This window comes from Paraburkholderia sp. BCC1876 (assembly GCF_902833695.1).
In the GTDB taxonomy this organism is placed as follows: domain Bacteria; phylum Pseudomonadota; class Gammaproteobacteria; order Burkholderiales; family Burkholderiaceae; genus Paraburkholderia.
Genome location: NZ_CADFGI010000003.1, coordinates 725,463 through 750,499, shown reverse-complemented (window position 1 = coordinate 750,499; position 25,037 = coordinate 725,463). Strand labels below are relative to the sequence as shown.

Sequence of the window (25,037 nt, the reverse complement as noted above, 5' to 3'; positions counted from 1 at the left end):
TGGAATGAAACTCGCGCGGCTCGTCCACGGGCCCGCACGGTGAGTGAAATGATTTCAAAATCTCAATTGATCTACCGGGGGAGCCGCATGCGGGGTACCTTGATCGCTGTTGCGACTGTCGCGGTTCTTGCCGGATGTTCCACTTACGACAGCCTGACACAGCGCGTTGCCCAAAGCATCACGCCGTACCGCATCACGGTCGTGCAGGGCAACTTTGTTTCGAAAGAAGCGGCTGCACAGATGCAGGCCGGCATGTCGCGCGCGCAGGTGAAGCAATTGCTCGGCACGCCGCTGTTGACCGACATGTTCCACGCGGACCGCTGGGACTACGTGTTCTATTTCAAGCGCGGCTCGACCAACGTCGTGCAGCAGCGCGATTTCGTGGTGATGTTCTCGGGTGACCGTGTCGCGAGCTGGAGCGGCGGCGAAGATCTGCCGTCCAACCTCGAGTTGCTGGCTGAAATCGACGGCGACAAGCTCGGCAAGAAGAAGGCCGCGGCGTTGCTCAGCCCGGCTAGCGGCGCGAGCGCGCCGGCAGCGGCCGCTGCTGCACCGGCATCGTCGGCGGCAGTTGAAGGCGCTGCCGCGGCAGCCGTGCCGTCCACGGACGCCAACGCGGAAGCGGCGCAAGCCGCCAATCGCGCGACTAACGCGGTGTCGTCGGGCGGTGGCCTGCGGCCGTCGGTGCCTAGCGCGCCGACCGCCAGCGGTGGTGGTATCCCGTCAACGGGTCCGACGGCTGCGGGTCAGCCGCAGTTCCAGTTCCACCGTCCGCCGCCGCCGCAAAATCCGAATACGGACAACAGCAATCCGGTCGGCCCGACGGGTCCGCAAAGCAGCAACGGCGGCCCGACGCACAACGCACCGCTGACCTCTTCTCCGTCGACTTCGGGAACGGGCGGCTAATCCCGCTGTCCGTGTCTTAAGACGGGCACAGGATCGGGCACCGCGCACGCGCCATCGCGTTGTGTGCGCGGCGCCGGTCCGGTTCTCTGCATTTTTCAGTGATGCGCGGCGCCCGGGCGTGCTGCTCGCCGCCGCTTCCCCCCGCATTTGCCGGGGTTTTTGCTTTTTCCGAACCCTCGAAGCCATGAAAATTGCCATTGCTGGCGCATCGGGCCGTATGGGCCGCATGCTCATCGAAACCGTCCTCAACGATGCCGACGTCACGCTGTCCGGCGCGCTCGACCGGGCGGGCGCTCCGCAACTCGGTCAGGACGCCGGTGCGTTTCTCGGCCAACAGACGGGCGTGCTGCTCACCGACGACATCGAGCGCGTATTCGCCGAGTCCGACTACCTGATCGACTTCACGCGCCCCGAAGGCACGCTGATGCATCTCGAAGCGGCGCAGCGCCATAACGTGAAAATGGTGATCGGCACGACCGGCTTCGACAACGAGCAGAAGGCGCAACTGCGCGCCGGCGCGGAGAAGGTCGCCATCATGTTCGCGTCGAACATGAGCGTCGGCGTGAACGTCACGCTGAAGCTGCTGGAGTTCGCGGCGAAGCATTTCGCGACCGGCTACGACATCGAGATCATCGAGGCGCATCACCGTCACAAGGTCGACGCGCCGTCCGGCACGGCGTTGACCATGGGCGAAACGATCGCCCACGCGCTCGGCCGCAATCTCGACGACTGCGCGGTCTACAGCCGCGAAGGCGTGACCGGCGAGCGCGATCCGTCCACCATCGGTTTTTCGGCGATTCGCGGCGGCGATATCGTCGGCGATCATACGGTGCTGTTCGCGGGCATCGGCGAGCGGATCGAAATCACGCACAAATCGGCGAGCCGTCTGTCGTATGCGCAAGGCGCGCTTCGTGCTGTGCGTTTCCTCGAAGGTCACGCAACCGGCTTTTTCGACATGCAAGACGTGCTCGGCCTGCGCGACGCAAGTTAAGCAAGCCACGCGAGCAGGCTGCAGGGGCAATGCTGCCCCTGTCGCGCCCCTGAAATCACTTTCTCCCGGCGAGGTCAGATGGCAGGCAGCAGCGGCATCATCCATTACCTGCAAACCAGCGACGCGATCACGCATGGCGTCGCGTATGTGCTGCTGGCCATGTCGATTGCGAGCTGGTGCTTTCTGATCGTCAAAAGCTGGATTCTCACGCGCGCGAAGCGTCAGGCGAGCCGCGCGATCGCTCAATTCTGGCAAGCGTCCACGTTGTCCGAAGGCGTCGCGGCCTTAAAGCGCGTGGACCGTGAGCGCGTGTTCACGCCGCTCGCCGAAGCAGCGCTGCATGCGGCCGAGGTGGATATTCCGGGTGCGTTGCTGGCGCGCGTCGAACGCGGTGAGCGGGTGTTGCGGGCGTTGCGGCAGGCGCTCAATGCGTCGCAACGGCGGCTTGAATTCGGTCAGGTGCTGCTGGCCTCGGTCGGTAGCACGGCGCCGTTCGTCGGTCTTCTCGGCACCGTGTGGGGCATTTATCACGCGCTCGGCAGCATTGCCGCGAGCGGCCAGGCGCAGATCGAGAATGTCGCCGGTCCGGTCGGCGAGGCGCTGATCATGACCGCGTTCGGCCTCGTGGTCGCGATTCCGGCCGTGCTCGCGTACAACGTGCTGGGGCGGATGGTGCGGCAATTGTCCGAGGAACTCGACGGCTTCGCGCACGACCTGCACGCGTACGTGTGCGCGCCGGCCGAGCAGCGCGAAGCGCCGGCGCGAGTCCAGCAGACCTCGACTCACTAACTCACTGATCCACCGTTCCACCGGCGCGCGTCACGCGGCACTCAGGCAGAAGGAGGCGACATGGCATTCGGCGGACTCGAGAAAAAGCAGACGGCCGCGCCGATGGCCGAGATCAACATGACGCCGCTGATCGACGTGATGCTGGTGCTACTGGTGATTTTCATCATTACCGCGCCTTTGTTCACGCATGCGATCCGGCTGGATCTGCCGAAAGTCGCATCGGCGCCCGCGCGGCAGACGCCGCAGACCATTTCCCTTTCCATCGATGCCGCCGGCAAGCTCTACTGGAACGCGAAGCCCATCACGCTGGAGCAGATGCGCGCCCAGTTCACGCAGGCGGGAAAGCAGACGGACCAGCCGGAAATCCAGCTACGCGCGGAGCGCTCCACGCGTTACGAAGTGATCGCGCAGGTCATGGGCGCGGCGCAGCAGGCTGGGCTCGAGCGGATCGGTTTCGTGACGGACCCGCCGCCGCCGGGCGGATTGCCGCAGGGCGCCGCGCACTAGTCGCCTACCCGGCACACACCAGGCGCGTACTCAGTGCGTACTCAGCGCACACCAAGCGCGCCGGAGCGCATCACCGCGCCTGACGCCGCGCGGCGTACCCGCTCGCGAACGGTATAATCAGCCCTTTCCCCCGCAGAAGGGGAACGACGCCATTTCATCCAGCAGAGCACCAAAGCGGCCGGTGCGAAAGCACCGAACCCAGCGATCCCATCACACCATGCACGAAAAATACGTTCCCTCCGACGTCGAATCCGCCGCGCAAGGGCAATGGCGCGCCATCGACGCGTACAAGACTTCGGAAACCACCGAGAAACCCAAGTTCTACTGCGTCTCGATGCTGCCGTACCCGTCGGGCAAGCTGCACATGGGTCACGTCCGGAACTACACGATCAACGACGTGATGTACCGCTATCTGCGGATGAACGGCTACAACGTGCTGATGCCGATGGGTTGGGACGCGTTTGGCATGCCGGCGGAAAACGCGGCAATGGCCAACAACGTGCCGCCCGCGAAATGGACCTACGACAACATCGCTTACATGAAGAAGCAGATGCAGTCCATGGGCCTCGCGATCGACTGGTCGCGTGAAGTCGCGACCTGCAGCCCCGATTACTACAAATGGAACCAGTGGCTGTTCCTGAAGATGCTCGAAAAGGGCATCGCGTACAAGAAGACCGGCACCGTGAACTGGGACCCGATCGACCAGACCGTGCTCGCGAACGAGCAGGTGATCGACGGCCGCGGTTGGCGTTCGGGCGCGCTGGTCGAAAAGCGCGAAATCCCGATGTACTACATGCGCATCACGCAGTACGCGGACGAACTGCTGAACGACCTCGAAGGCCTCGGCTGGCCCGAGCGCGTCAAGGTCATGCAGCAGAACTGGATCGGCAAGAGCTTCGGCGTGAACTTCGGCTTCCCGTACGAGATCGACGGCGAACAGAAGCTGCTGCGCGTGTTCACCACGCGCGCCGACACGGTCATGGGCGTCACGTTCTGCGCGATTGCCGCCGAGCATCCGCTCGCCACGCGTCTCGCGAAAGACAAGCCGGAACTGCTGCCCTTCATCGAAGAATGCAAGCGCGGCGGTGTGGCTGAAGCCGACGTCGCGACCATGGAAAAGAAGGGCATGGGCACCGGCTTCTACGTCACGCATCCGCTGACGCAGGAACAGGTCGAAGTGTGGATCGGCAATTACGTGCTGATGAGCTACGGCGAAGGCGCGGTAATGGGCGTGCCGGCGCACGACGAACGCGACTTCGCATTCGTGAAGAAATACGGCCTGCCGATCAAGCAGGTGGTGGCCGTGGAAGGTAAGGAATTTTCCACCGAAGCCTGGGCAGAATGGTACGGCGAGAAGACCGGCACGCTGATCAACAGCGGCAAGTACGACGGCCTCGCCTACGAGCCGGCGGTCGACCAGATCGCCGCCGACCTGAAGGAACTCGGTCTTGGCGACAAGCAGATCACGTGGCGTTTGCGTGACTGGGGCGTGTCGCGCCAGCGTTACTGGGGCACGCCGATTCCGATCATTCACTGCCCGAAGTGCGGCGACGTGCCGGTGCCGGAAAAAGATCTGCCGGTGGTGCTGCCGGAAGACCTCGTACCGGACGGCACGGGCAATCCGCTCGCTAAATCCGAAGCGTTCGTGAACTGCACCTGCCCGACCTGCGGCAGCGCGGCCAAACGCGAAACCGATACGATGGACACCTTCGTCGATTCGTCGTGGTACTTCTACCGCTACGCGTCGCCGAATGCGAAGACCATGGTCGACGAGCGCACCGATTACTGGGCGCCGATGGACCAGTACATCGGCGGTATCGAGCATGCAATTTTGCACCTGTTGTACTCGCGTTTCTGGGCGAAGGTGATGCGCGACCTGGGTCTCGTCAAGTTCGGCGAACCGGCGAAGAACCTGCTCACGCAGGGCATGGTGCTCAACGAAACGTACTACCGCGAAAGCGATGCCGGCAAGAAGACCTGGTATAACCCGGCCGACGTCACAGTCTCGTTCGACGACAAGGGCCGCCCGGTCGGCGCGATCCTGAACGCGGACGGCCAGCCGGTCGTGCTCGGCGGCGTCGAGAAGATGTCGAAGTCGAAGAACAACGGCGTCGATCCGCAATTGCTGATCGACCAGCATGGTGCGGACACCGCGCGTCTGTTCGTGATGTTCGCCGCCCACCCCGAGCAGTCGCTCGAATGGTCCGGTTCGGGCGTGGAAGGCGCGAGCCGCTTCCTGCGTCGCGTGTGGAGCTTCAGTCAGGCGAACGAAGCCGCGTTGCGCTCGGGCGGCACGTTCGACGCCGCCAAACTCGGCGACGTCGACAAGACGCTGCGCCGCGAGATCTACAGCGTGCTGAAGCAGGCTGACTTCGACTACCAGCGTTTGCAGTACAACACGGTGGTGTCGGCCGCGATGAAGATGCTCAACGCGCTGGATAGCGCGAAGGGCGCCCAGCCGGCCGTATTGCGTGAAACGTACAGCGTGATGCTGCGCGTGCTGTACCCGGTGGTGCCGCACCTCACGTTCCAGTTGTGGCAGGAGCTCGGTTTCGCCGACGTCCACGGCTCGCTGCTCGACGCGGCATGGCCGAAGGTCGACGAGCAGGCGCTGGAACAGTCGGAGATCGAACTCGTGCTGCAGGTGAACGGCAAGGTGCGCGGCGCGATCACCGTGGCGAAAGACGCCACGCGTGAAGCGATCGAACAGCTCGCGGCCGCTCACGAGATGGTCGCGAAGTTCAGCGAAGGCAAGGCCCCGAAGAAGATCGTCGTGGTGCCGGGCCGACTCGTGAACGTGGTCGTTTGACACGCGACGAGAACATGGCAGCGGACAGGGGCGGTCGCGCACGGTGGCGCCTGTCTCTCGCTGCGGAATCTACTGCGAACCAGGAGCCAATGTGACTCGCAGAATGGTATTGACGCTGGCTTGCAGCGTGTTGATGTTGTCCGCTTGCGGCTTCCAGTTGCGCGGCCAGCAGGACTACGCGTTTAAACGCCTGTTCATCTCCGGCGGTTCGGCGTCGGCCGCCGCGCGGCTTACGCGCATGGTGCAGGGTGGCAGCGATACGGTGGTGGTCACTTCGTACACGAACGCGGACGCCACGCTGCAAATCTCCGAAGGCCGTGGCGTCAGCACGCTGACGCTGAATTCGCTGGGCGTGGTCGAGGAGTATCAGATGAACCTCTCGATGAGTTACTCACTGGTCGGGAAAGACGGCACAGTGCTGATTCCGTCGAGCGTGATCTCGTTGAACCGCGCGATGACCTATAGCGACCAGTATTCGCAAGCCAAGGCAGCGGAAGCCGACATCCTGTTCGCCGACATGGAAAACGACGCGATCGACCAGCTCACGCGCCGTCTGTCGATCGTGCGCTCGCTGCATCCGGCGCCGGGTCAGGAAGTGCCGGCGGTGTCGCCGCGCGCGCCGTTGCCGCCGCCGCCGCTGTGACCGTGGTGCTTCGTTCAACTTCGCCGGACGGTCCGCATGCAACTGCGACTTGACGCGCTCGAAGCGCATCTCGCCAAAGGACTCGCCGGCCTGTACGTCGTGTTCGGCGACGAGCATCTGCTCGCGCAGGAAGCGTGTGATCGCATTCGTGCGACGGCGCGCGCGGCCGGCTTCACCGATCGCTCGGTGTTCACCGTCGAGCGCGGTTTCGACTGGAGTTCGCTGCTGGGCGCGAGCCAGTCGATGTCGCTGTTCGGTGACCGTCAACTGGTCGAATTGCGGATTCCATCGGGCAAACCAGGCAAGGAAGGCGCGGATGCGTTGAAGGCGCTTGCCGCTGCCGTCAACGACGACGTGCTGACCATGGTCACGCTGCCGCGACTCGACGCGGCCACGCAGAAATCGGCGTGGTTCATGGCGCTGGCCGATGCGGGCGTCGCGTTGAAGATCGATCCGGTGGAGCGCGCGCAGTTGCCGAACTGGGTCGGCCAGCGGCTCGCGGCGCAGGGACAACGAGTTGCGGCCGGTGAGGAAGGGCGGCGCGCGCTGGCCTTTATCGCCGAACGGGTGGAAGGCAATCTGCTGGCGGCGCATCAGGAAATTCAGAAGCTCGGGCTGCTGTATCCGGCGGGTCCGTTGAGTTTCGACCAGGTTCAGGACGCGGTGCTGAACGTCGCGCGTTACGACGTTTTCAAGCTGAACGAGGCGATGCTCGCCGGCGATGTCGGCCGTTTGTCGCGCATGCTCGACGGGCTGCGTGGCGAAGGCGAGGCGGCGGTGCTGGTGCTGTGGGCGGTTGTCGAAGAGGTGCGCACGCTGCTGCGGATCAAGCGCGGCGTCGAGGCGGGCAAACCGCTTGCGATGCTGGTGCGCGAGAACCGTGTATGGGGACCGCGTGAGCGGCTGATCGGGCCGGCGCTGTCGCGCGTCAGCGAAGGCGCGCTGGAGAAGGCGCTTGCTTTGGCGGCCAAGCTGGATCGGCAGGTGAAGGGTTTGTCCGGCGGTACGCGGGGGGATCATCGTAACGATCCGCCGCCTGATCCGTGGGACGGTCTGTTCGAACTGGCGATGACAGTGGCGTCGCCGAAAACGGCGGCTGTGCCGCCGCCGCGGGCTCGAAGCGGAGCCGCCGCGCCCGCGCGCCGGCCAGTTTGAGCGGCCTGAGCGCCCCTGATTCGCTCAGACCGCCGCCTCAAGCAAATCACCTCCACCCGTCTTACAATCTTTTGATGTTTCGCTAATTCTGTCCGTCCGCTGCGCCTGAGCGTGCGCGGCACCAAGAGAATCTCCATGGATATCGACCAGTACATGACCGACCTCGGCCGCCGCGCCCGTCACGCATCGCGTGCAATGGCGCGGGCGTCGACGGCGGCGAAGAACGCCGCGCTCGCGGCTGTCGCTCACGCGATCGAACGCGATGCCGCGCTGCTGAAAGAAGCCAACGCGCGCGACCTGGCCAAGGCTCGCGACAAAGGGCACGACGCGGCGTTCATCGACCGTCTTACGCTGTCGGACAAAGCGCTGAAGACGATGGTCGAAGGTCTGCGGCAAGTTGCCGGCCTGGCCGATCCGATCGGTGAGATCAGCAACATGAAGTATCGGCCGAGCGGCATTCAGGTCGGCCAGATGCGCGTGCCGCTGGGCGTGATCGGCATCATCTACGAATCGCGGCCGAACGTGACGATCGACGCCGCCGCGCTTTGCCTGAAATCGGGCAACGCGACGATTCTGCGTGGCGGTTCGGAAGCGCTTGAGTGCAATACGGCGCTGGCGAAGCTGATCGGCGAAGGGCTGGAAGCGGCCGGGTTGCCGCAAGACGCGGTGCAAGTCGTGGCCACGGCGGATCGCGCGGCGGTCGGCAAGCTGATCACGATGACCGAATATGTCGACGTGATCGTGCCGCGAGGCGGCAAGAGCCTGATCGCACGGTTGATCGAAGAAGGCCGCGTGCCGATGATCAAACACCTCGACGGCATCTGTCATGTGTATGTGGACGACCGCGCGGATCTGACGAAAGCGCTGACCGTCTGCGATAACGCGAAGACGCACCGTTACGGCACTTGCAACACGATGGAAACGCTGCTGGTCGCGCGTGATATCGCGGCTGAGATGCTGCCGGCGTTGGGCAAGCTGTATCGCGCGAAGGAAGTCGAGTTGCGCGTGGATGCGGCGGCGCGGGCGGTGTTGTCCGACGCGGGCGTGACGCCGCTCGTCGATGCTACCGAAGAAGACTGGCGCACCGAGTATCTCGCGCCGGTGCTGGCGATCAAGGTCGTCGATGGTCTGGATGCGGCGATCGAGCACATCAACGAATACGGCTCGCATCACACCGACGCCATCGTCACGGAAGACCACGATCGCGCGATGCGTTTCCTGCGCGAAGTGGATTCCGCGAGCGTGATGGTGAATGCGTCGACGCGTTTCGCCGATGGTTTCGAATTCGGCTTGGGCGCGGAAATCGGCATCTCGAACGACAAGCTGCATGCGCGCGGGCCGGTGGGTCTGGATGGGCTGACGTCGCTGAAGTACGTTGTGCTTGGGCACGGCGAAGGCCGTCAATAAGCGCTGCGCCGCCTCGGCGGGCGCATGACACAAGTGCGGCTGTGCAATGCGGTCGCGCTTGTTCCCCAATCAACGCAGTCAACAATCGCATAGCCACAGGTACCGCCGATGCTCTGGGTCAAAACGTTTCACATCGTCCTGATTGCTTCCTGGTTTGCCGGCCTGTTCTATTTGCCGCGCATCTTCGTCAATCTGGCGATGGAAACGGAGCCCGCCGCAACGGCGCGTTTGCTGATCATGGCGCGCAAGCTGTTTCGCTTCATGACGTTCATTGCGGTGCCGGCGCTGGCCTGCGGGATCTGGCTGTGGCTGGTGATCGGCATTGGCCGCGGCCAGGGCTGGATTCACGCGAAGGTCGGCGTGGTGGTGTTGTTGATCATCTATCACGCTTACTGCGGTGTGTTGCTGCGGACTTTTGAACGTGGCGAGAATAAGCGTTCGGATAAGTGGTATCGGATGTTCAATGAGTTGCCCGTGCTGGGCATGCTGGCAGCGGTAGCGCTGGTGGTGATCAAGCCGTTTTAAGCTTTTGGTGGGAGCGCAACGCTCCACACTGTTAGACGTTATGCACCGACCCGAGAGTCGTATGTGACGACGCGACACGCCAGGTATCGCCACGTCGCACATAGAGGTCGGTGAACGCGTAATCGATCGTTTTCAAACCCGATGCCGGCGTGTAGTGATTGACGCCGGACACCATCGCGACATTTCCCAAAACACGCACTTTCAGATTGCCGAGCGACTGCGCGGCGCCGGGTGGTAGCGCGGGCGCGAATAGCACGTCGGCTTTGCCGCGGCGCGCGCCGTTGGGCATGGTTTCGATGAACGAGTTGTCGAGTAGTTCGTCGAGCAGGACGCCGTCGCCCTGAAGGGCGGCGTTGACCCATGTTTGTTCGAGCGAAGCGAGCGTTGTTTCGACTTGGACCTCGGTGTGGAGGCCGATGGCTAGCACACAGGTGGATAGGCCAAGAGTGGCCAGGAAGGCTAAGCGTTTCACGATCATTTCCTCATTGGATGGATGGCTTGTGCAGTTGCGCGAGCAAGAATCCTGTGGAAATGATGCTCTGATATGTCGCGCGTGCGGCACGGGGTTGCCCGTGCGCTTTAGATTTCTAGCTGTGCTGCTTACTTCTTTGTTCGCTCTGGTTATGCGATTACTTGCGCGTCATTTGTGCTGAGACGGCACGCCAACCAGTTTCTCTGCGGACGAAAACATCGGTGAACGAGTAGTCGCTTGGCTGGGCGTTCGCGCCTGGATTGAAGTGATTGGTGCCAGTGACAATGGCTGTATCGCCGTTCACGCGGACTTCGAGGTTCACTAGGGTCTGCGTCGAACTCGGCGGTGGAGGCGGCGCGAGAAGCACGTCGCTCTTGCTACGGCGCGTGCCGGTTGGCGTGGTGTCGATGAATGAGTCGTCGAGCAGCTTGTCGAGCGTAACGCGATCGGTGTTCGAGGAGGCGGTGATCCAGGTTTGTTCGAGCGACTTCAGCCTGTCTTCGTCGTGGTCAGCGGCATGAGCTGGGAATACGGTCGAAAGAGTGAGGGTAGCGACAGCGGCTAGCCGGATAAGGGGCTTCATGGCGATTCCTTTGGAACGTAATTAGCTGGGTTGTCTAACCACAGTTGCCGGATTTCGTCCGGAATATTCGTTTGTGATTTGGTGAATGGCGATGATTCGGTATATGGGTCGGATCGATTTCGCTATCCCGGTTGATTGACGATAATTTTAAGAGTCATTTCCTGGATTTTATCTGGGAAAAGTCTTATTTAGACGAGGTTAATGCTAGGAATGATCCTAATTTGCGAAGTCGCTTTTGGATTGTTGACTGATTTGGGGCGATACATTTAGAGCGTGTTAGGAGCTTTGAAGTACCGGCGCTGCGTGAACGAGCGTGAGCATGGCGAATACGACGAAGTGAAGACCGGCCAGTGTCTCAGGCAGTCGCTCGTAGTCACGTGCCAGACGCCAGAAGCGGTTGAGCGCAGCCGAAGCTGCGCTCAACCACCCACCGCCGTGGCAACAGTACAAAGCCCTTTTTCGCCTCGGACAACTTGATGACCTGCAATGCGATGCATTCATCAAGTGCGGCCTGCGCGGGCTCCTTGCCGGGGTATCCCTGATCTGCAAATGCCACCTTGACCGTGTTTGCCGTCACCTGCCGGACCTGATGCGCGAGTTCCGCGACCTGTGCGCGCTCCTGTTCGTTGGCCGGCGTCACATGGACCGCCAGCAACTGTCCGAGTGTATCCACCGCCATATGCACCTTGCCGCCACGCTTGCGTTTGTAACCGTCATAGCCCGCACGCGGACCGCTTTCGGAAGTCGACTGGATCGCGCGACCGTCCAGAATGACCGCGCTGGGCTGCCCCTGCCGTCCCTGTGCCACGCGTATCACCGAGCGAAGGTCGCTGACCATGCTCTCAAACAGCCTCCCTGTAACCAGCGTTGGGTCTGCTGATACAGCAACTCCCAAGGTGGAAAATCATTGGGCAACATCCGCCACGGCGCACCAGCGCGCGCCATCCAGCGCGGCCCATCAAACAGGTCGCGCAGTTCATATTTGCGCTGCGGCGCCATCACGTTCATCAGCGTCAGATACGGTGCCGCGAAGCTCCATTCTTCTTCGGAAACATCGCTCGGATACCCTTTGCGGTCTACTCTTTTCATGCCGCCAGAATACCAGGTCCTTCGCCAAGTTCTTAACACGCTCTAGATAGATAACGCTGAATCAGGGTAGGCCGCTGAAGTCACACGTCGATTGTTGCGCCGTTCGGTTCTGCATCGCGCAATCAGGATTTTTTTGATCTTGAATTTTCCTAAATAAATTGGGTGGTTTCTTTGAAAAATGAGGATTTTTCTTAGATGTTTTCGATTTTTAAGAATTATCCCATTAAGGCGCGGGACGCTTAAATCTACATTTATGTCACTAGCCGAAGGGTGAGTGATGTGGTCCGGAAGTTCTCATTCGTACGATCGCTTTTTCATTCCCTCGGTGATCGACTGATATGCGTGAAACGCCAACTTGGTCGCCCGAAAAACAGAACCAGTTATCACACTTTCTAGGATGAAATAGTGAACAAGTCTTACAAATCCGTTTGGAATGAAAACACCGGGACCTATGTGGCTGCATCGGAAGTGGCGAAAAGCCGGGGGAAGAAAAGCAAGAGTAAGAAGGTGTTTGTTGCTGCAATGCTGGCAGCGGGCGCTAGCGCTTCGATGAATGCAAGTGCCAGTGGGTTGGACGGTGGCGCAGTGGTCAAAAGTAGCCAGGTGGCCATCGGTACGAACGCACAGGTGACCGCAAATACAAACGATGGCGGCACAGGTGTGGCCATTGGTGCGGATTCCCTTTCGTCGGGGGGCTATGCTACTGCATTGGGAGCTCTGGCCACCGCATCCGGTGAAGGGAGTGTGGCTGTCGGTGAGGGGGCGAACGCTTCCGGGAAGTGGAGCGATTCGTTCGGTTATCACGCGACGGCAAGTGCCAATTATGGTTTAGCGTTCGGGACGGGAGCGCTAGTGAATGGGTATAGTGGGGTGGCGGTAGGCCACAATTCAGTGACCGGTGGTACTAACGCAGTGGCGCTCGGAGATTCAGCGGTGGCAACGGCAACGAACTCGGTGGCCTTAGGGGCAGGTTCGACGACAACGGCGAACCTGTCGGCAGCGGCCTACAACCCGGGCGCGAGCGTGTCGTCAGGTGTCGCCACGGCGGCGAATGGCGAAGTTTCGGTGGGTTCGGCGGGCGCAGAGCGTCGTATCACGAATGTCGCTGCCGGTTCGGCAGCAACGGATGCGGTGAACGTGAGTCAGTTGAAGTCGGAAGACGCGAAGGTAAGCATGGGAGGCACGACGACGGCAACAGCGCTCGGTGGTGGCTCGACCTACGACACGACGACGGGCGCGATCAACGCGCCGACCTACACGGTGCAGGGCCAGACGACCAGTGACGTCGGCACGGCATTGTCGAAGATCGATAGTGCGACCACGAAGAACACCGGTGACATCACGACGATCAACAGCAACATCAACAACTTGCAGAAGGATTCGCTGCAGTGGAACGCTACGGCAGGCGCATTTGACGCCAAGCACGGCACGTCGGCCACGAACAAGATCATCGACGTGGAAGCGGGCACGCTGAGCGCCACCAGCAAGGACGCGGTGAACGGCTCGCAGCTGTACGGCGTGGCCAGCAGCGTGGCAAAGGATCTGGGCGGCGGCGCGAGCGTGAACGCGGACGGCACCGTGAGCGCACCGAGCTATGTGGTGCAGGGTGCGACGAAGTCTGATGTGGGTTCGGCGTTAAGCGCGCTGGACACGGCGACGACGAAGAACGCGGGCGACATCACGACGCTGAACACGACGGTGAACAACATCAGTAACGGCACGGTTGGTCTGGTGCAGCAGGACGCGACGAGCAAGGCGATCACGGTAGCGGGCAAGACGGCGGGCACGACGGTGGACTTCACCGGGACGGTGGGTGCGCGTCAGTTGAAGGGAGTGTCCAGAGGCACGGCTGACACCGATGCAGTGAACGTGGCGCAACTGAAGGCCGTAGGTCTGAGCACGGACACGTCGGGCAATGTGACGAACGCGTTCGTGGCGTACGACAGCACGACGAAGGACAAGGTAACGCTGACGGGCGGCGCAACGGGCACGACGCTCACGAACGTGAAAGCGGGCGCGCTGTCGGCGTCGAGCACTGATGCAATGAACGGTTCGCAGCTGTTCGCGACCAATGCCAACGTGACGACCGCACAGAACACGGCGGACGCAGCGAAGACGGCAGCGTCGACGGCGCAGACGACGGCGGATGCGGCATCGACGGCGGCAGCGAACGCGGTGCAGTTCAGCGCGACGGGCGGTAATGCAGACGTGAAGAACAAGAGGCTGGTGAACGTGGCGGCGGGTACGTCGGACACGGACGCGGTGAACATCAAGCAGATGAAGGCCGCAGGCCTGAGCACGGACATGTCCGGCAACGTGACGAACGCGTTCGTGGCGTACGACAGCACGACGAAGGACAAGGTGACGCTGGGTGGTGGTGCAACGGGCACGACGGTCACGAACGTAAAGGCAGGCGCGCTGTCGGCGTCGAGCATGGATGCGGTCAATGGCTCGCAGCTGTATGCGACTAACCAGAACGTGAGCAATGTCACCAGCACGGTGACCAACATCACCAACGGTGGTGGCATCAAGTACTTCCATACTAACAGCGCGCTGGCCGATTCCACCACGAAGGGTGCGGACTCGATTGCGGTTGGGGGCGGTGCAAGCTCGGACGGCAAGTGGGGCGTGGCGCTCGGTACGAACTCAAGTGCGACGGGCGACAACAGCGTCGCACTGGGCAACGGCTCAGTGGCCGATCGTGCGAATACGGTATCGGTGAGCAACGCCAGCGCGCTGCGCCAGGTCGTGAACATGGCCAAGGGAACGGCTGACACCGACGCAGTGAACATATCGCAACTCAAGGGCGTGACGGGCGCACTGGGCGGTGGCTCGGCAGTCAATGCTGACGGCACGATCAAAGCCCCGACCTACACGGTGCAGGGCCAGACGGCGACTGACGTCGGCACGGCGTTGTCGAAGATCGACGGCGCGACCACGAAGAACGCCGGTGACATCACGACGATCAACGCCAACATCAACGGTTTGCAGAAGGATTCGCTGCAGTGGGATGCGGCGGCAGGCTCGTTCAGCGCCAAACACGGCACGTCGGCGACGAATAAGATTGCGAACGTGACAGCGGGCACGGCAGCAACCGATGCGGTCAACTTCGGCCAGCTGACGGCAGCATCGACAAGCGAAGCGGCAGCACTGGGCGGCGGTTCGACGGTGAATGCCGATGGCACGATCACCAAGCCGAAGTACAAGGTCGGCGGCAAGGACGCAGTGGGTGTCGACGGTGCGGTCACCGCACTGGACGGCCGTATCGACGGCGTGGCTGGCGATGTCAGCACCATCACCAACAACATCAACAACGGCACGACGGGTCTGGTGCAGCAGGCATCGAAGGGCGCGAAGCTGACGGTTGGCAAGGCCACCGACGGTTCGATAGTGGACTTCCTCGGCACGGCCGGCGCACGTCAGTTGACGAACGTCGCGAAGGGTGCGGTGAATGCCACGAGCGTTGACGCGATCAATGGCTCGCAGCTTTACGGCACGGCACAAAGCGCAGCCGACGCATTCGGCGGCGGCACGACCGTTGACGCGAATGGCAAGGTCACGAAGCCGAAGTACAGCATCGGCGGCACCGACTACAACAACGTCGGCGACGCGCTAGGCGCCGTGCAGTCGACGGCCGCTGGCACGGATGAGATGGCGGTCAAGTACGACACCGCAGCCAAGACCCAGATCACGCTGGCAGGTCAGGACGGCACGACGCTGGCCAACGTGGCGACCGGCAAGGCCGACCTGGACGCGGTCAACGTTAAGCAGTTGAAGGACGCAGGCGTCCTTGACGGCGACGGCAACTCGGTGAAGGCGGTGCTGTTCAACGGTCTGAACGGCGAAGCTAACGTAGCGGGCAAGAAGATTGTGAACGTGGCAGCCGGCACAGCCGCAACAGATGCGGTGAACTTTGGTCAACTGACGGCAGCGTCGACAAGCGAAGCCGCAGCACTGGGCGGCGGTTCGACGGTGAATGCCGATGGCACGATCACCAAGCCGAAGTACAAGGTCGGCGGCAAGGACGCAGTGGGTGTCGACGGTGCGGTCACCGCACTGGACGGCCGTATCGACGGCGTGGCTGGCGATGTCAGCACCATCACCAACAACATCAACAACGGCACGACGGGTCTGGTGCAGCAGGCATCGAAGGGCGCGAAGCTGACGGTTGGCAAGGCCACCGACGGTTCGATAGTGGACTTCCTCGGCACGGCCGGCGCACGTCAGTTGACGAACGTCGCGAAGGGTGCGGTGAATGCCACGAGCGTTGACGCGATCAACGGCTCGCAGCTTTACGGCACGGCACAAAGCGCGGTAACGGCCTTGGGCGGCGGTTCGGCAGTCAACGCTGACGCCACGATCAAAGCCCCGACCTACACGGTGCAGGGCCAGACGGCGACTGACGTCGGCACAGCATTGTCGAAGATCGACAGTGCGACCACGAAGAACGCCGGCGACATCACGACGATCAACACCAACATCAACGGCCTGCAGAAGGATTCGTTGCAGTGGGATGCGACGGCAGGCTTGTTCAGCGCCAAACACGGCGTGTCGGCGACCAACAAGATTGCGAACGTAACAGCCGGCACAGCCGCAACAGATGCGGTCAACTTTGGTCAACTGACGGCAGCGTCGCAGGCCGAAGCCGACGCGCTTGGCGGCGGTTCCACTGTGGACGCTAACGGCAAGGTCGCGAAGCCGAAATACAAGCTTGATGGCAGCAAGACGAATGCGGACAACGTTGGCGATGCGATCACCAACCTTGACGGTCGTACCACCGACAACAGCTCGGCGATTACTAACATCACCAACAACATCAGCAACGGTACGGTAGGTCTGGTGCAGCAGGCGTCGAAAGGCGAAAAGCTGACGGTCGGCGAGAACACCGACGGCAAGGAAGTGAACTTCATCGGCACGGCGGGCGATCGCATGCTGACGGGCGTAGCGGCTGGCACGGTCGACAACGCGGCGGTCAATCTCGGTCAACTCAAGGGAGCGGTTGACGGTCTGGGCGGTGGTGCATCGATCGACCCGACCACCGGCGCAATGACGGGCCCGACGTACAACGTGACCAATATCGACGGTACGACCACGGAAGTGCACAACGCAGGCGATGCGATCTCGACCATCGACGGCCGAGTGACCAACATCGACGGTCGCGTGACGAATGTGGAAGGCGATATCACCAACATCATGAACGGCACGTCCGGTCTGGTGCAGCAGGCTGCCGCAGGCGAGAAGCTGACGGTGGGCAAGGACACGGACGGCAAGGAAGTCAACTTCACCGGCACGGCGGGCGACCGCATGCTGACGGGCGTAGCGGCCGGTACGGTCGACAATGCAGCGGTCAATCTCGGCCAGTTCAAAGCTGCGGTAGACGGTCTGGGCGGCGGTGCATCGATCGACCCGACCACCGGTGCGGTAACAGGCCCGACGTACAACGTCACCAATATCGACGGCACGACGACCAAGGTGCACAACGCAGGCGATGCGATCTCGACCATCGACGGCCGAGTGACCAACATCGACAGCCGCGTGACGGAGAACACCACGAATATCAGCACGATCAACAACACGCTGAACAACATCACCAACGGCGCAGGTATCACTTACTTCCACGCCAACTCGACGCTGGCGGATTCGCAAGCGCTGGGTATGGAGTCGGTGGCGATCGGCGGTAACGCGCAGTCGCGGGCAGCGAACTCGGTTGCATTGGGTTCGAACTCGGTGGCTGATCGTGCGAACTCGGTGTCGGTGGGCGCGGCAGGTAACGAACGCCAGATCACCAACGTAGCGGCGGGTACGGCTGATACGGACGCCGTGAACGTCGCGCAGTTGAAGGCGTCGGGCATCATCAATCCGAACGGTACGACGAACACCGCGGTGACGTACGACAAGAATCCGGATGGTACGACCAACTACAACAGCATCACGATGGGTAGTGGCGTTGACGGCGGCACGACGATCCACAACGTGGCAGCAGGTGCGACCGGCAACGACGCGGTCAACGTGAGCCAGATGAACCAGGCGATCTCGAGCGTCACGAACATGGCTCAAGCGGCGAACAATCCGATGTTCTCCGCCGACGGCAACCGTGACACGGAAGGTGCGATCGCATCGGGTTCACACGCTACGGCGATGGGTGCAAACGCCAAGGCCAACGCAGCTAACTCGGTGGCGATGGGTGCGAACTCGGTGGCGGATCGTGATAACGCGGTGTCGGTGGGTTCTTCCGGTAACGAACGCCAGATCACCAACGTCGCGAACGGTACAGCGGCGACCGATGCGGTCAACGTGGGGCAGATGAACGACTCGATCGGCGCGGCTGTCGGCAACCTGCCGGGCGGCGTGACGGCCAAGGACTACACGGACCAGCAGGTCAAAGCTGTGCAGTCGGGCGTGAATCAGGTGGCGCGAGGTGCATACAGCGGTGTGGCAGCAGCAACCGCGTTGTCGATGATTCCGGATGTCGACCTGGGCAAGACCATTGCAGTCGGTGTCGGCACCGCGAACTACAAGGGCTACCAGGCTACGGCGATCGGCGCGTCGGTTCGTGTCACGCAGAACCTGAAGGCCAAGCTCGGCGCGGGTATCAGCGCAGCGGGCACCACCATCGGCGCGGGCGCATCGTACCAGTGGTAATGGCTAGGACGGGACTTCGGTTCCGTCCGCCCACCGACCTGATCGGACTCAACGGGAAGCGCGCCTTTTGTCGGCGATTCACGCCGCAAGGTGCCGCTTCCCTCAACTGAATATCTGAAAATGAACGCGACTCTGCTTAACTATCTCCGCGCGCCGTTGCTCGGTGCGTTTGTGGGTTTCCTTGCTGCGTGTACCTCGCAGTCCGGCCCGACCTACACGCTTCACGCGATCACCGTAGCGAACCAGAAAGTACCCGTCTACCGCGTCAGCTGTGACGGACTTCTGGAAAGCTCGAATAGCTGTGCCCGCGTTGCTGAAGAAACCTGTAAAGAAAATGGCGTGACGCTGCTTGAATCGATCGACCGCGTTGACGCTACCGTACCGAAGGCGGATCCGCGCGAATTGACCTTCATGTGTGGCAAGCCGGCCGTGCAACACCCGGCCTCGAACGACACGGCTGAAGGCCGCGCACAGAACCGCCGTGTCGAAGCCAGCGTACCTGTCGAATAAATCGCAGCACACATCGTTTTGACCTCAAAGGCCTGCCATCGAGCAGGCCTTTTTCATGTCAAGTTCCTTAAGCTTCGCCGTCGATCCTCAACCGCCCAATCACCCCTTTCGCTTGCCCCAGCCGCTCCACAAGCTCGGGGCCGCGACTCAGCGCCACGCCCACCGCCAGAATGTCCCCAATCGCCAGATGCGACATGCGCGACGTCATCGGCGAAAACACATCGGTTTCTTCCACCACGTTCGAGAACAGGCAGATCGTCGCCACTCGCGCCAGCGGCGAGCTGCCGTGCGTAATCGCGATTACTTTCGCGCCACGAGCAAGCGCCGAGCGCGCGGCTTCGATGATGTCGCGTGTGCGGCCGGTGTTGGATACCGCCACCACGACATCGCCAGGTTCGAGCAACGCCGCCGACATCGAATACGTATGCGGATCGGAATACGCGACGCTCGGCATCCCGAGCCGGAAGAACTTGTGCTGGATATCCTGCGCGGCAATCCCTGATCCGCCCGCGCCGTAGAACTCGATACGCGCCGCATTGGCGAGCAGTTCCACTGCCGCGTGAACACTATCCGGCGACAGGTTATTGCGCACCTCGATCAAGGTCCCGATAGTCCGGTCGAACACTTTCGCAATCAGTCCCGGCGCGCCTTCATCCGGCCGCACGTCGCGATAGACGGTCGGCACGGCCGCCGCGATCCCCTGCGCCAGCCGGATCTTGAACTCGCGAAACCCCGAAAACCCCAGCGCATGACAAAACCGCGCGATAGTCGGCTGACTCACGCCCGCGCGCGCGGCCACCTCGGTCATTGACAGATCGAGCACCTCACGCGGCGCCTCGATGATGTAATCGGCCAGCTTGCGTTCGGACGGCCGCAACTGATCGCGCATCTCTTCCACCTGGGACAGCATCATCGGAAAACTCGCACTATGCTGAAGAATGCGTGGACTATAGCTGATTGCCACAAAAGGTACAAAAACTACAAATCATCGCGTAGGTGTAATCCCTAACTTTCACCGATTCCCCGCATACGGGCCACCAGTATGGCTCAACGTATATCGGCAAGATGCGGCGGCGCAGCAAGACATCGCATTGCGATCGTGTAGTTTTTCTACTAAGATGACGTGGGTCGGCTGATCCGACATCCCCTGCGATACCTACCTGGCACGGCGCGCATGCGCCCCTCAAAGCCAGCGACGAAGGAGCTCCGATGGTTTCCCCGCATTCGCAATTGTTGAAAGTCACGCAACGTGTGATCGAGCGCAGCAAGCCCACGCGCGAGGCCTACCTGGCCCGCATCCATCAGGCGCAGGGCAAGTTCCCGGCGCGCGGCGCGCTCTCATGCGCCAACCTGGCTCACGGCTTCGCGGGTCTGGAAGGCAACGACAAGCTCGTCATCAAGCAGATTCGCGAGCCGAACATTGGCATCGTGTCCTCGTACAACGAGATGTTGTCGGCCCACGCGCCGTACAAAAACTACCCGGACATCATCAAGCAGGCCGCGCGTGAAAACGGCGGCGTCGCGCAATTCGCGGGCGGCGTGCCGGCCATGTGCGACGGCATCACGCAAGGCAACGCGGGCATGGAACTGTCGCTGTTCTCGCGCGAAGTGATCGCCATGAGCACAGCGGTCGCGCTGACCCACAACATGTTCGACGCGGCGCTGTGCCTCGGCATCTGCGACAAGATCGTGCCGGGTCTGCTGATCGGCGCGCTGCAATTCGGCCACCTGCCGACCATCTTCGTGCCGGCCGGCCCAATGGGCAGCGGCCTCTCGAACGACGACAAAGCCAAGACGCGCCAGCTCTTCGCCACCGGCCAGTGCGGCCGCGACGCGCTGCTCGAAGCGGAGGCCGCCGCGTATCACAGCCACGGCACCTGCACGTTCTACGGCACCGCGAACAGCAATCAGATGCTGATGGAAGTGATGGGCCTGCATCTGCCGAGTTCGGCATTCGTGCATCCGCACACGCCGCTGCGCGACGCGCTGACCGCGCAAGCCGCGCGCCGCGTGCTCGATCTGACGGTGGAGCGCGGCAACTACACGCCGATCGGCCATGTGGTCGACGAGAAAGCGGTCGTCAACGGTATCGTCGCGTTGCTGGCCACGGGCGGCTCGACCAATCACACACTGCATCTGGTCGCGATTGCACGCGCGGCGGGCATCGTGATCGACTGGGACGACTTCGACACGCTGTCGCAAGCGGTGCCGCTGCTCGCCAAGATCTATCCGAACGGCAAGGCGGACGTAAATCACTTCCACGCTGCGGGTGGCGTCGCCTTCCTGGTGCGCAATCTGCTGGAAGGCGGCTTGCTGCACGAAGACGTGAACACCGTCGCGGGCAAGGGCCTGCATCACTACACCGAAGAGCCGAAGTTGCTCGACGGCAAGCTCGAATGGGTGCCGGGCGCGCAGGTGAGCGAAGACGCGACCGTGCTGCGCGGCATCAAGGAGCCGTTCCAGCCGGACGGCGGGTTGCGTCTGATGCAAGGCAAGCTCGGCCGCGGCGTGATCAAGATTTCGGCGGTGGCGGCGCAGCATCGCAAGGTGAAGGCGTCGGCGATCGTGTTCGATTCGCAGGAAGCGGTGCAGGAGGCCTTCGACAAAGGCGAACTGAAGCGCGACTTCATCGCCGTGGTGCGCTTCCAGGGCGCACGCGCAAACGGTATGCCTGAGCTGCATCGTTTGACGCCGCTGCTCGGTGTGTTGCAGGATCAAGGTTTCCACGTCGCGCTGGTCACCGACGGCCGCATGTCGGGCGCGTCGGGCAAGGTGCCGGCGGTGATTCATCTGTCGCCGGAAGCGCTGCTGCAAGGGCCGATCGGCAAGGTACGCACGGGCGACATGCTGGTGATCGACGCCGACGCCGGCGTGCTCGACGTCGAGATCGACGCAGCCGAATGGGCCGCGCGTCCGAATGCCGTGCCGCAGCATCAGGCGGAAAACGAAGTCGGCTTCGGCCGTGAACTGTTCGGTGTGTTCCGCGCGGCGGCCGCGCCGGCGGAGCAGGGCGCTTCGGTGTTCGGCGCAATGGTGGGCGAGCGTCCGGCCCATCAAACCGCCCACGCGAAAGCGCACAGCGAAACCCACACAAGCACCACTCAAGCCAGCTAACCGCTGCAGAAACAAGGAGTCTGACTATGACGTCGAAAACAGTAAGCGATATCGTGCGCCTCGGCCCGGTGATTCCGGTGCTCGCATTCGACTCGGCCGAGCAGGGCGAACACGTGTCGCGCGCGCTGCATGCGGGCGGCGTGAAAGTGCTTGAGATCACGCTGCGTACCGCGGCCGGCCTGGCCGCGATCGAACGCGCGAGCCAACTCGCGGACGACATCGTGGTCGGCGTCGGCACGATTACGAAACCCGAGCATTGCGCGCAGGCGAAGAAAGCGGGCGCGCAGTTCGGCGTCTCGCCGGGCCTGACCAAAGACATGCACAAGGCCGCGCAGGACGCTGGCCTGCCGCTGCTGCCGGGTGTGATGACGCCGAGCGACATCATCCAGGCGCTGGAACTGGGCTACGAGATCGTCAAGTTCTTCCCGGCGCAGCAAGCCGGCGGCGTGCCGATGCTGCAGGCATTTCATGGCCCGTTCCCGACGCTGAAGTTCTGCCCGACCGGCGGCATCACGGCTGAAACCGCGACGCATTTCCTGTCGCTGCCGAACGTGGTCTGCGTGGGCGGTTCGTGGCTCACGCCGAAGGCCGCGCTGGCCGCGCAGAACTGGGACGAAGTCACCCGTCTCGCGCGTGCCGCGAGCCAGCTGGCCGCGCCGGCGCATTAAGCTCACCGGACCGCTCGCGCTTTAGTCCGCTCTCCAGGCCGACACAAAGGAGCCTCGTCGATGCAGCCAGTCAGGCTGTCGCGGCGAGGCTCCTTTTCGATATCCGCGCCCGATTGGCGGGCGTTTTGCGGCAACAGACAGTAAAATTCAGCGTCCGCGCGGTCAGCCCGGTTTTCAGGCGTCGCGCAGGTCGCCGTGAGACGAGGTGCCGGCCGCTTGTCCTGCACTCAGAATGAATAACGCAAAGGAGGAGCTTCATGGGAGCTACCCACGGCAGCCTGCTGCTGGTCTTCGGCGTGATCGCCATCGCCTTGCTGATCTTGCTGATCACGCGCTACAAGGTCTATCCGTTCCTCGTCCTCATTATCGTGTCGCTGCTGCTGGGGCTCGCCTCCGGCATGCCGATGGCGACCATCGTCAAATCGTTCGAAACCGGTAACGGCAACACGCTCGGGCACATTGCGATCGTGGTTGGTCTCGGCACCATGCTCGGCAAGATGATGGCCGAATCCGGCGGCGCCGAGCGCATTGCCACGACGCTGATCGACTGGTTCGGCGAGAAGCATATTCACTGGGCGATGATGGTCGTCGCGATCATCGTCGGCTTGCCGGTGTTCTTCGAAGTCGGCTTCGTGCTGCTGATTCCGATCGCTTTCAACGTCGCGAAACGCACCAATAAATCGCTGCTGCTGGTCGGCCTGCCGATGGTTGCGGGCCTTTCAGTCGTGCATGGTCTGATTCCGCCGCATCCGGCTGCGATGCTCGCGGTCCAGGCGTATCACGCGGATATCGGCAAGACGATTGCCTACGGGCTGATCGTCGGCATTCCGACCGCGATCGTCGCGGGTCCGCTGTTCGCGTTGCTGATCAGTCGTTATATCAAGCTGCCGAAAGAGAACGCGCTTGCCGCGCAGTTTCTCGGCGGCGCAGGTGCGGTTGCAGGCGCAGGTGCTGGCGCGAACGACACCGCGAAAACCGGCGCACAGAACACCGCGCCGAAACGCGAACTGCCGAGCTTCGGCATCACGCTGTTCACGGTCCTGTTGCCGGTGATCCTGATGCTGATCGGCAGTTGGGCCGATCTCATCACCGCGCCGAAGACGCTGCCGAACGATCTGCTGCGTTTCGTCGGCAATTCGGATGTCGCGCTGTTGATCGCCGTGCTGGTCAGCTTCTGGACTTTCGGTGCGAGCCGTGGCTTCACGCGCGAGCAGATCCAGAAGTTCTGCGGCGACTGTCTCGCGCCGATCGCGGGTATCACGCTGATCGTCGGCGCGGGCGGCGGTTTCGGTCGCGTGCTGATGGACAGCGGTATTTCCAAAGAGATCGTCAATGTGGCCACGTCGGTCCATATGTCGCCGTTGCTGTTCGGCTGGCTGGTCGCCGCGCTGATCCGTCTCGCGACGGGTTCGGCCACGGTCGCCATGACCACGGCCTGCGGCATCGTCGCGCCGATCGCGGCGGCGGGTGGCGTGCAGGTTCAGCCGGAATTGCTGGTGCTGGCCACCGGCTCGGGTTCGCTGATCTTCTCGCACGTGAACGACGGCGGCTTCTGGCTGATCAAGGAATACTTCGGTATGACGGTGGGGCAGACCTTCAAGACATGGTCGCTCCTCGAGACCATCATCTCGCTGATGGGGTTGGGTTTGACCTTCGCACTCGCGGCGGTCGTGTAAGGAGTTTTTGATGATTCTGATCGCAATGGGCGTGTCGGGCGCCGGCAAGACAAGAATTGGCGAAATGCTGGCGGAACGCCTGCAGTGCCCGTTCACCGACGGCGACGCGTTTCACAGCGCCGCCAACAAGGAAAAGATGCACCACGGCATTCCACTCACCGACGAAGATCGCTGGCCATGGCTGCAAACCATCCGCACCGCGATCGTGGAAAAGCAGACGGCGGGCGAGACGGCGGTGTTCACGTGTTCGTCGCTGAAGCGTTCGTACCGGGACGTGCTGCGCAACGGCGATAAAGACGTGTGCTTTGTCTATCTGAAGGGTTCGCGCCAGGTGCTGGAAGAGCGGCTGACTACGCGCACCGGGCACTTCTTCGATCCGTCGCTGCTGCAGAGCCAGCTCGATACGCTTGAAGAACCGGGCCCGGATGAAGCGATCACGGTGAGCATCGAGCTGACACCGGAACAGATCGTCGAAGAAGTGTTGAAACAGGTGGAGGCGCGCTAAGTTTGTCTATCGACACACCGCCGCATAGCTGAAAAAAAGACGCTCC

Annotated in this window: 18 protein-coding genes and 1 pseudogene; 15 read left to right on the top strand and 4 right to left on the bottom strand. The window is 62.3% G+C overall.

Translation table 11 applies throughout. The features are described 5' to 3' along the window. Positions 1-87: 87 nt before the first annotated feature. From HWY05_RS15160 to HWY05_RS15120, 9 genes are all read left to right on the top strand, one after another. A complete protein-coding gene (locus tag HWY05_RS15160; RefSeq protein ID WP_176058830.1) occupies positions 88-906 on the top strand; it encodes an outer membrane protein assembly factor BamE in 819 nt (272 codons plus the stop codon). Between the two features lie 184 nt (positions 907-1,090). Further along, entirely contained in the window at positions 1,091-1,897 is an 807-nt protein-coding gene (gene dapB / locus HWY05_RS15155) for a 4-hydroxy-tetrahydrodipicolinate reductase (RefSeq protein ID WP_035548613.1), read from the top strand. Positions 1,898-1,975: 78 nt separating this feature from the next. Further along, entirely contained in the window at positions 1,976-2,686 is a 711-nt protein-coding gene (locus tag HWY05_RS15150; protein ID WP_035548610.1) for a MotA/TolQ/ExbB proton channel family protein, read from the top strand. 60 nt (positions 2,687-2,746) lie between these two features. Further along, on the top strand, positions 2,747-3,193 hold the full coding sequence (locus tag HWY05_RS15145) for a biopolymer transporter ExbD (RefSeq protein WP_035548607.1): 447 nt from the start codon (positions 2,747-2,749) through the stop codon (positions 3,191-3,193). Positions 3,194-3,410: 217 nt separating this feature from the next. Further along, on the top strand, positions 3,411-6,002 hold the full coding sequence (gene leuS, locus HWY05_RS15140) for a leucine--tRNA ligase (protein WP_176058829.1): 2,592 nt from the start codon (positions 3,411-3,413) through the stop codon (positions 6,000-6,002). 91 nt (positions 6,003-6,093) lie between these two features. Beyond that, entirely contained in the window at positions 6,094-6,645 is a 552-nt protein-coding gene (gene lptE, locus HWY05_RS15135) for an LPS assembly lipoprotein LptE (protein WP_035548602.1), read from the top strand. Between the two features lie 36 nt (positions 6,646-6,681). Then, positions 6,682-7,800, top strand: a complete 1,119-nt coding sequence (gene holA, locus HWY05_RS15130; protein WP_176058828.1) for a DNA polymerase III subunit delta — start codon at positions 6,682-6,684, stop codon at positions 7,798-7,800. A 135-nt stretch (positions 7,801-7,935) separates the two neighbouring features. Next, positions 7,936-9,207 carry a glutamate-5-semialdehyde dehydrogenase gene (locus HWY05_RS15125; RefSeq protein WP_176058827.1) on the top strand — a complete coding sequence of 424 codons (1,272 nt, stop codon included), beginning with the start codon at positions 7,936-7,938 and terminating at the stop codon, positions 9,205-9,207. A 108-nt stretch (positions 9,208-9,315) separates the two neighbouring features. After that, a complete protein-coding gene (locus tag HWY05_RS15120; RefSeq protein WP_035548595.1) occupies positions 9,316-9,732 on the top strand; it encodes a CopD family protein in 417 nt (138 codons plus the stop codon). A 31-nt stretch (positions 9,733-9,763) separates the two neighbouring features. Here HWY05_RS15120 and HWY05_RS15115 read toward each other — a convergent pair whose 3' ends face one another. From HWY05_RS15115 to HWY05_RS15105, 3 genes and pseudogenes are all read right to left on the bottom strand, one after another. Next, entirely contained in the window at positions 9,764-10,204 is a 441-nt protein-coding gene (locus tag HWY05_RS15115; RefSeq protein WP_176058826.1) for a nuclear transport factor 2 family protein, read from the bottom strand. 157 nt (positions 10,205-10,361) lie between these two features. After that, entirely contained in the window at positions 10,362-10,787 is a 426-nt protein-coding gene (locus tag HWY05_RS15110; RefSeq protein ID WP_176058825.1) for a nuclear transport factor 2 family protein, read from the bottom strand. A 276-nt stretch (positions 10,788-11,063) separates the two neighbouring features. After that, positions 11,064-11,876: pseudogene (locus HWY05_RS15105) on the bottom strand (IS5 family transposase). A 933-nt stretch (positions 11,877-12,809) separates the two neighbouring features. Here HWY05_RS15105 and HWY05_RS15100 point away from each other — a divergent pair. Then, positions 12,810-18,518: a YadA-like family protein gene (locus HWY05_RS15100; RefSeq protein WP_244146612.1), complete on the top strand. Its 5,709-nt coding sequence runs from the start codon at positions 12,810-12,812 to the stop codon at positions 18,516-18,518. A 120-nt stretch (positions 18,519-18,638) separates the two neighbouring features. After that, positions 18,639-19,028: a hypothetical protein gene (locus HWY05_RS15095; RefSeq protein WP_176058823.1), complete on the top strand. Its 390-nt coding sequence runs from the start codon at positions 18,639-18,641 to the stop codon at positions 19,026-19,028. A 67-nt stretch (positions 19,029-19,095) separates the two neighbouring features. Here HWY05_RS15095 and HWY05_RS15090 read toward each other — a convergent pair whose 3' ends face one another. After that, positions 19,096-19,941: a MurR/RpiR family transcriptional regulator gene (locus HWY05_RS15090; RefSeq protein ID WP_035548584.1), complete on the bottom strand. Its 846-nt coding sequence runs from the start codon at positions 19,939-19,941 to the stop codon at positions 19,096-19,098. A 296-nt stretch (positions 19,942-20,237) separates the two neighbouring features. On the opposite strand from HWY05_RS15090, the gene edd reads away from it, so the two are divergent. The 4 genes from edd to HWY05_RS15070 all read left to right on the top strand — a co-directional run bounded on the left by edd (position 20,238) and on the right by HWY05_RS15070 (position 24,991). Continuing rightward, on the top strand, positions 20,238-22,142 hold the full coding sequence (gene edd / locus HWY05_RS15085; protein ID WP_176058822.1) for a phosphogluconate dehydratase: 1,905 nt from the start codon (positions 20,238-20,240) through the stop codon (positions 22,140-22,142). A gap of 26 nt (positions 22,143-22,168) precedes the next feature. After that, entirely contained in the window at positions 22,169-22,810 is a 642-nt protein-coding gene (gene eda / locus HWY05_RS15080) for a bifunctional 4-hydroxy-2-oxoglutarate aldolase/2-dehydro-3-deoxy-phosphogluconate aldolase (protein ID WP_035548579.1), read from the top strand. Between the two features lie 257 nt (positions 22,811-23,067). Continuing rightward, positions 23,068-24,486, top strand: a complete 1,419-nt coding sequence (locus tag HWY05_RS15075; RefSeq protein ID WP_035548576.1) for a gluconate:H+ symporter — start codon at positions 23,068-23,070, stop codon at positions 24,484-24,486. 10 nt (positions 24,487-24,496) lie between these two features. Beyond that, a complete protein-coding gene (locus HWY05_RS15070; protein ID WP_176058821.1) occupies positions 24,497-24,991 on the top strand; it encodes a gluconokinase in 495 nt (164 codons plus the stop codon). The last annotated feature ends 46 nt before the right edge of the window (positions 24,992-25,037 follow it).

Excerpts from the sequence above, each read along its gene's own strand:
- HWY05_RS15160 (WP_176058830.1), top strand. The coding sequence starts at position 88 with ATGCGGGGTACCTTGATCGCTGTTGCGACTGTCGCGGTTCTTGCCGGA.
- dapB (WP_035548613.1), top strand. The coding sequence starts at position 1,091 with ATGAAAATTGCCATTGCTGGCGCATCGGGCCGTATGGGCCGCATGCTC.
- HWY05_RS15150 (WP_035548610.1), top strand. The coding sequence starts at position 1,976 with ATGGCAGGCAGCAGCGGCATCATCCATTACCTGCAAACCAGCGACGCG.
- HWY05_RS15145 (WP_035548607.1), top strand. The coding sequence starts at position 2,747 with ATGGCATTCGGCGGACTCGAGAAAAAGCAGACGGCCGCGCCGATGGCC.
- leuS (WP_176058829.1), top strand. The coding sequence starts at position 3,411 with ATGCACGAAAAATACGTTCCCTCCGACGTCGAATCCGCCGCGCAAGGG.
- holA (WP_176058828.1), top strand. The coding sequence starts at position 6,682 with ATGCAACTGCGACTTGACGCGCTCGAAGCGCATCTCGCCAAAGGACTC.
- HWY05_RS15125 (WP_176058827.1), top strand. The coding sequence starts at position 7,936 with ATGGATATCGACCAGTACATGACCGACCTCGGCCGCCGCGCCCGTCAC.
- HWY05_RS15120 (WP_035548595.1), top strand. The coding sequence starts at position 9,316 with ATGCTCTGGGTCAAAACGTTTCACATCGTCCTGATTGCTTCCTGGTTT.
- HWY05_RS15110 (WP_176058825.1), bottom strand. The coding sequence starts at position 10,787 with ATGAAGCCCCTTATCCGGCTAGCCGCTGTCGCTACCCTCACTCTTTCG.
- HWY05_RS15095 (WP_176058823.1), top strand. The coding sequence starts at position 18,639 with ATGAACGCGACTCTGCTTAACTATCTCCGCGCGCCGTTGCTCGGTGCG.
- HWY05_RS15090 (WP_035548584.1), bottom strand. The coding sequence starts at position 19,941 with ATGATGCTGTCCCAGGTGGAAGAGATGCGCGATCAGTTGCGGCCGTCC.
- edd (WP_176058822.1), top strand. The coding sequence starts at position 20,238 with ATGGTTTCCCCGCATTCGCAATTGTTGAAAGTCACGCAACGTGTGATC.
- eda (WP_035548579.1), top strand. The coding sequence starts at position 22,169 with ATGACGTCGAAAACAGTAAGCGATATCGTGCGCCTCGGCCCGGTGATT.
- HWY05_RS15075 (WP_035548576.1), top strand. The coding sequence starts at position 23,068 with ATGGGAGCTACCCACGGCAGCCTGCTGCTGGTCTTCGGCGTGATCGCC.
- HWY05_RS15070 (WP_176058821.1), top strand. The coding sequence starts at position 24,497 with ATGATTCTGATCGCAATGGGCGTGTCGGGCGCCGGCAAGACAAGAATT.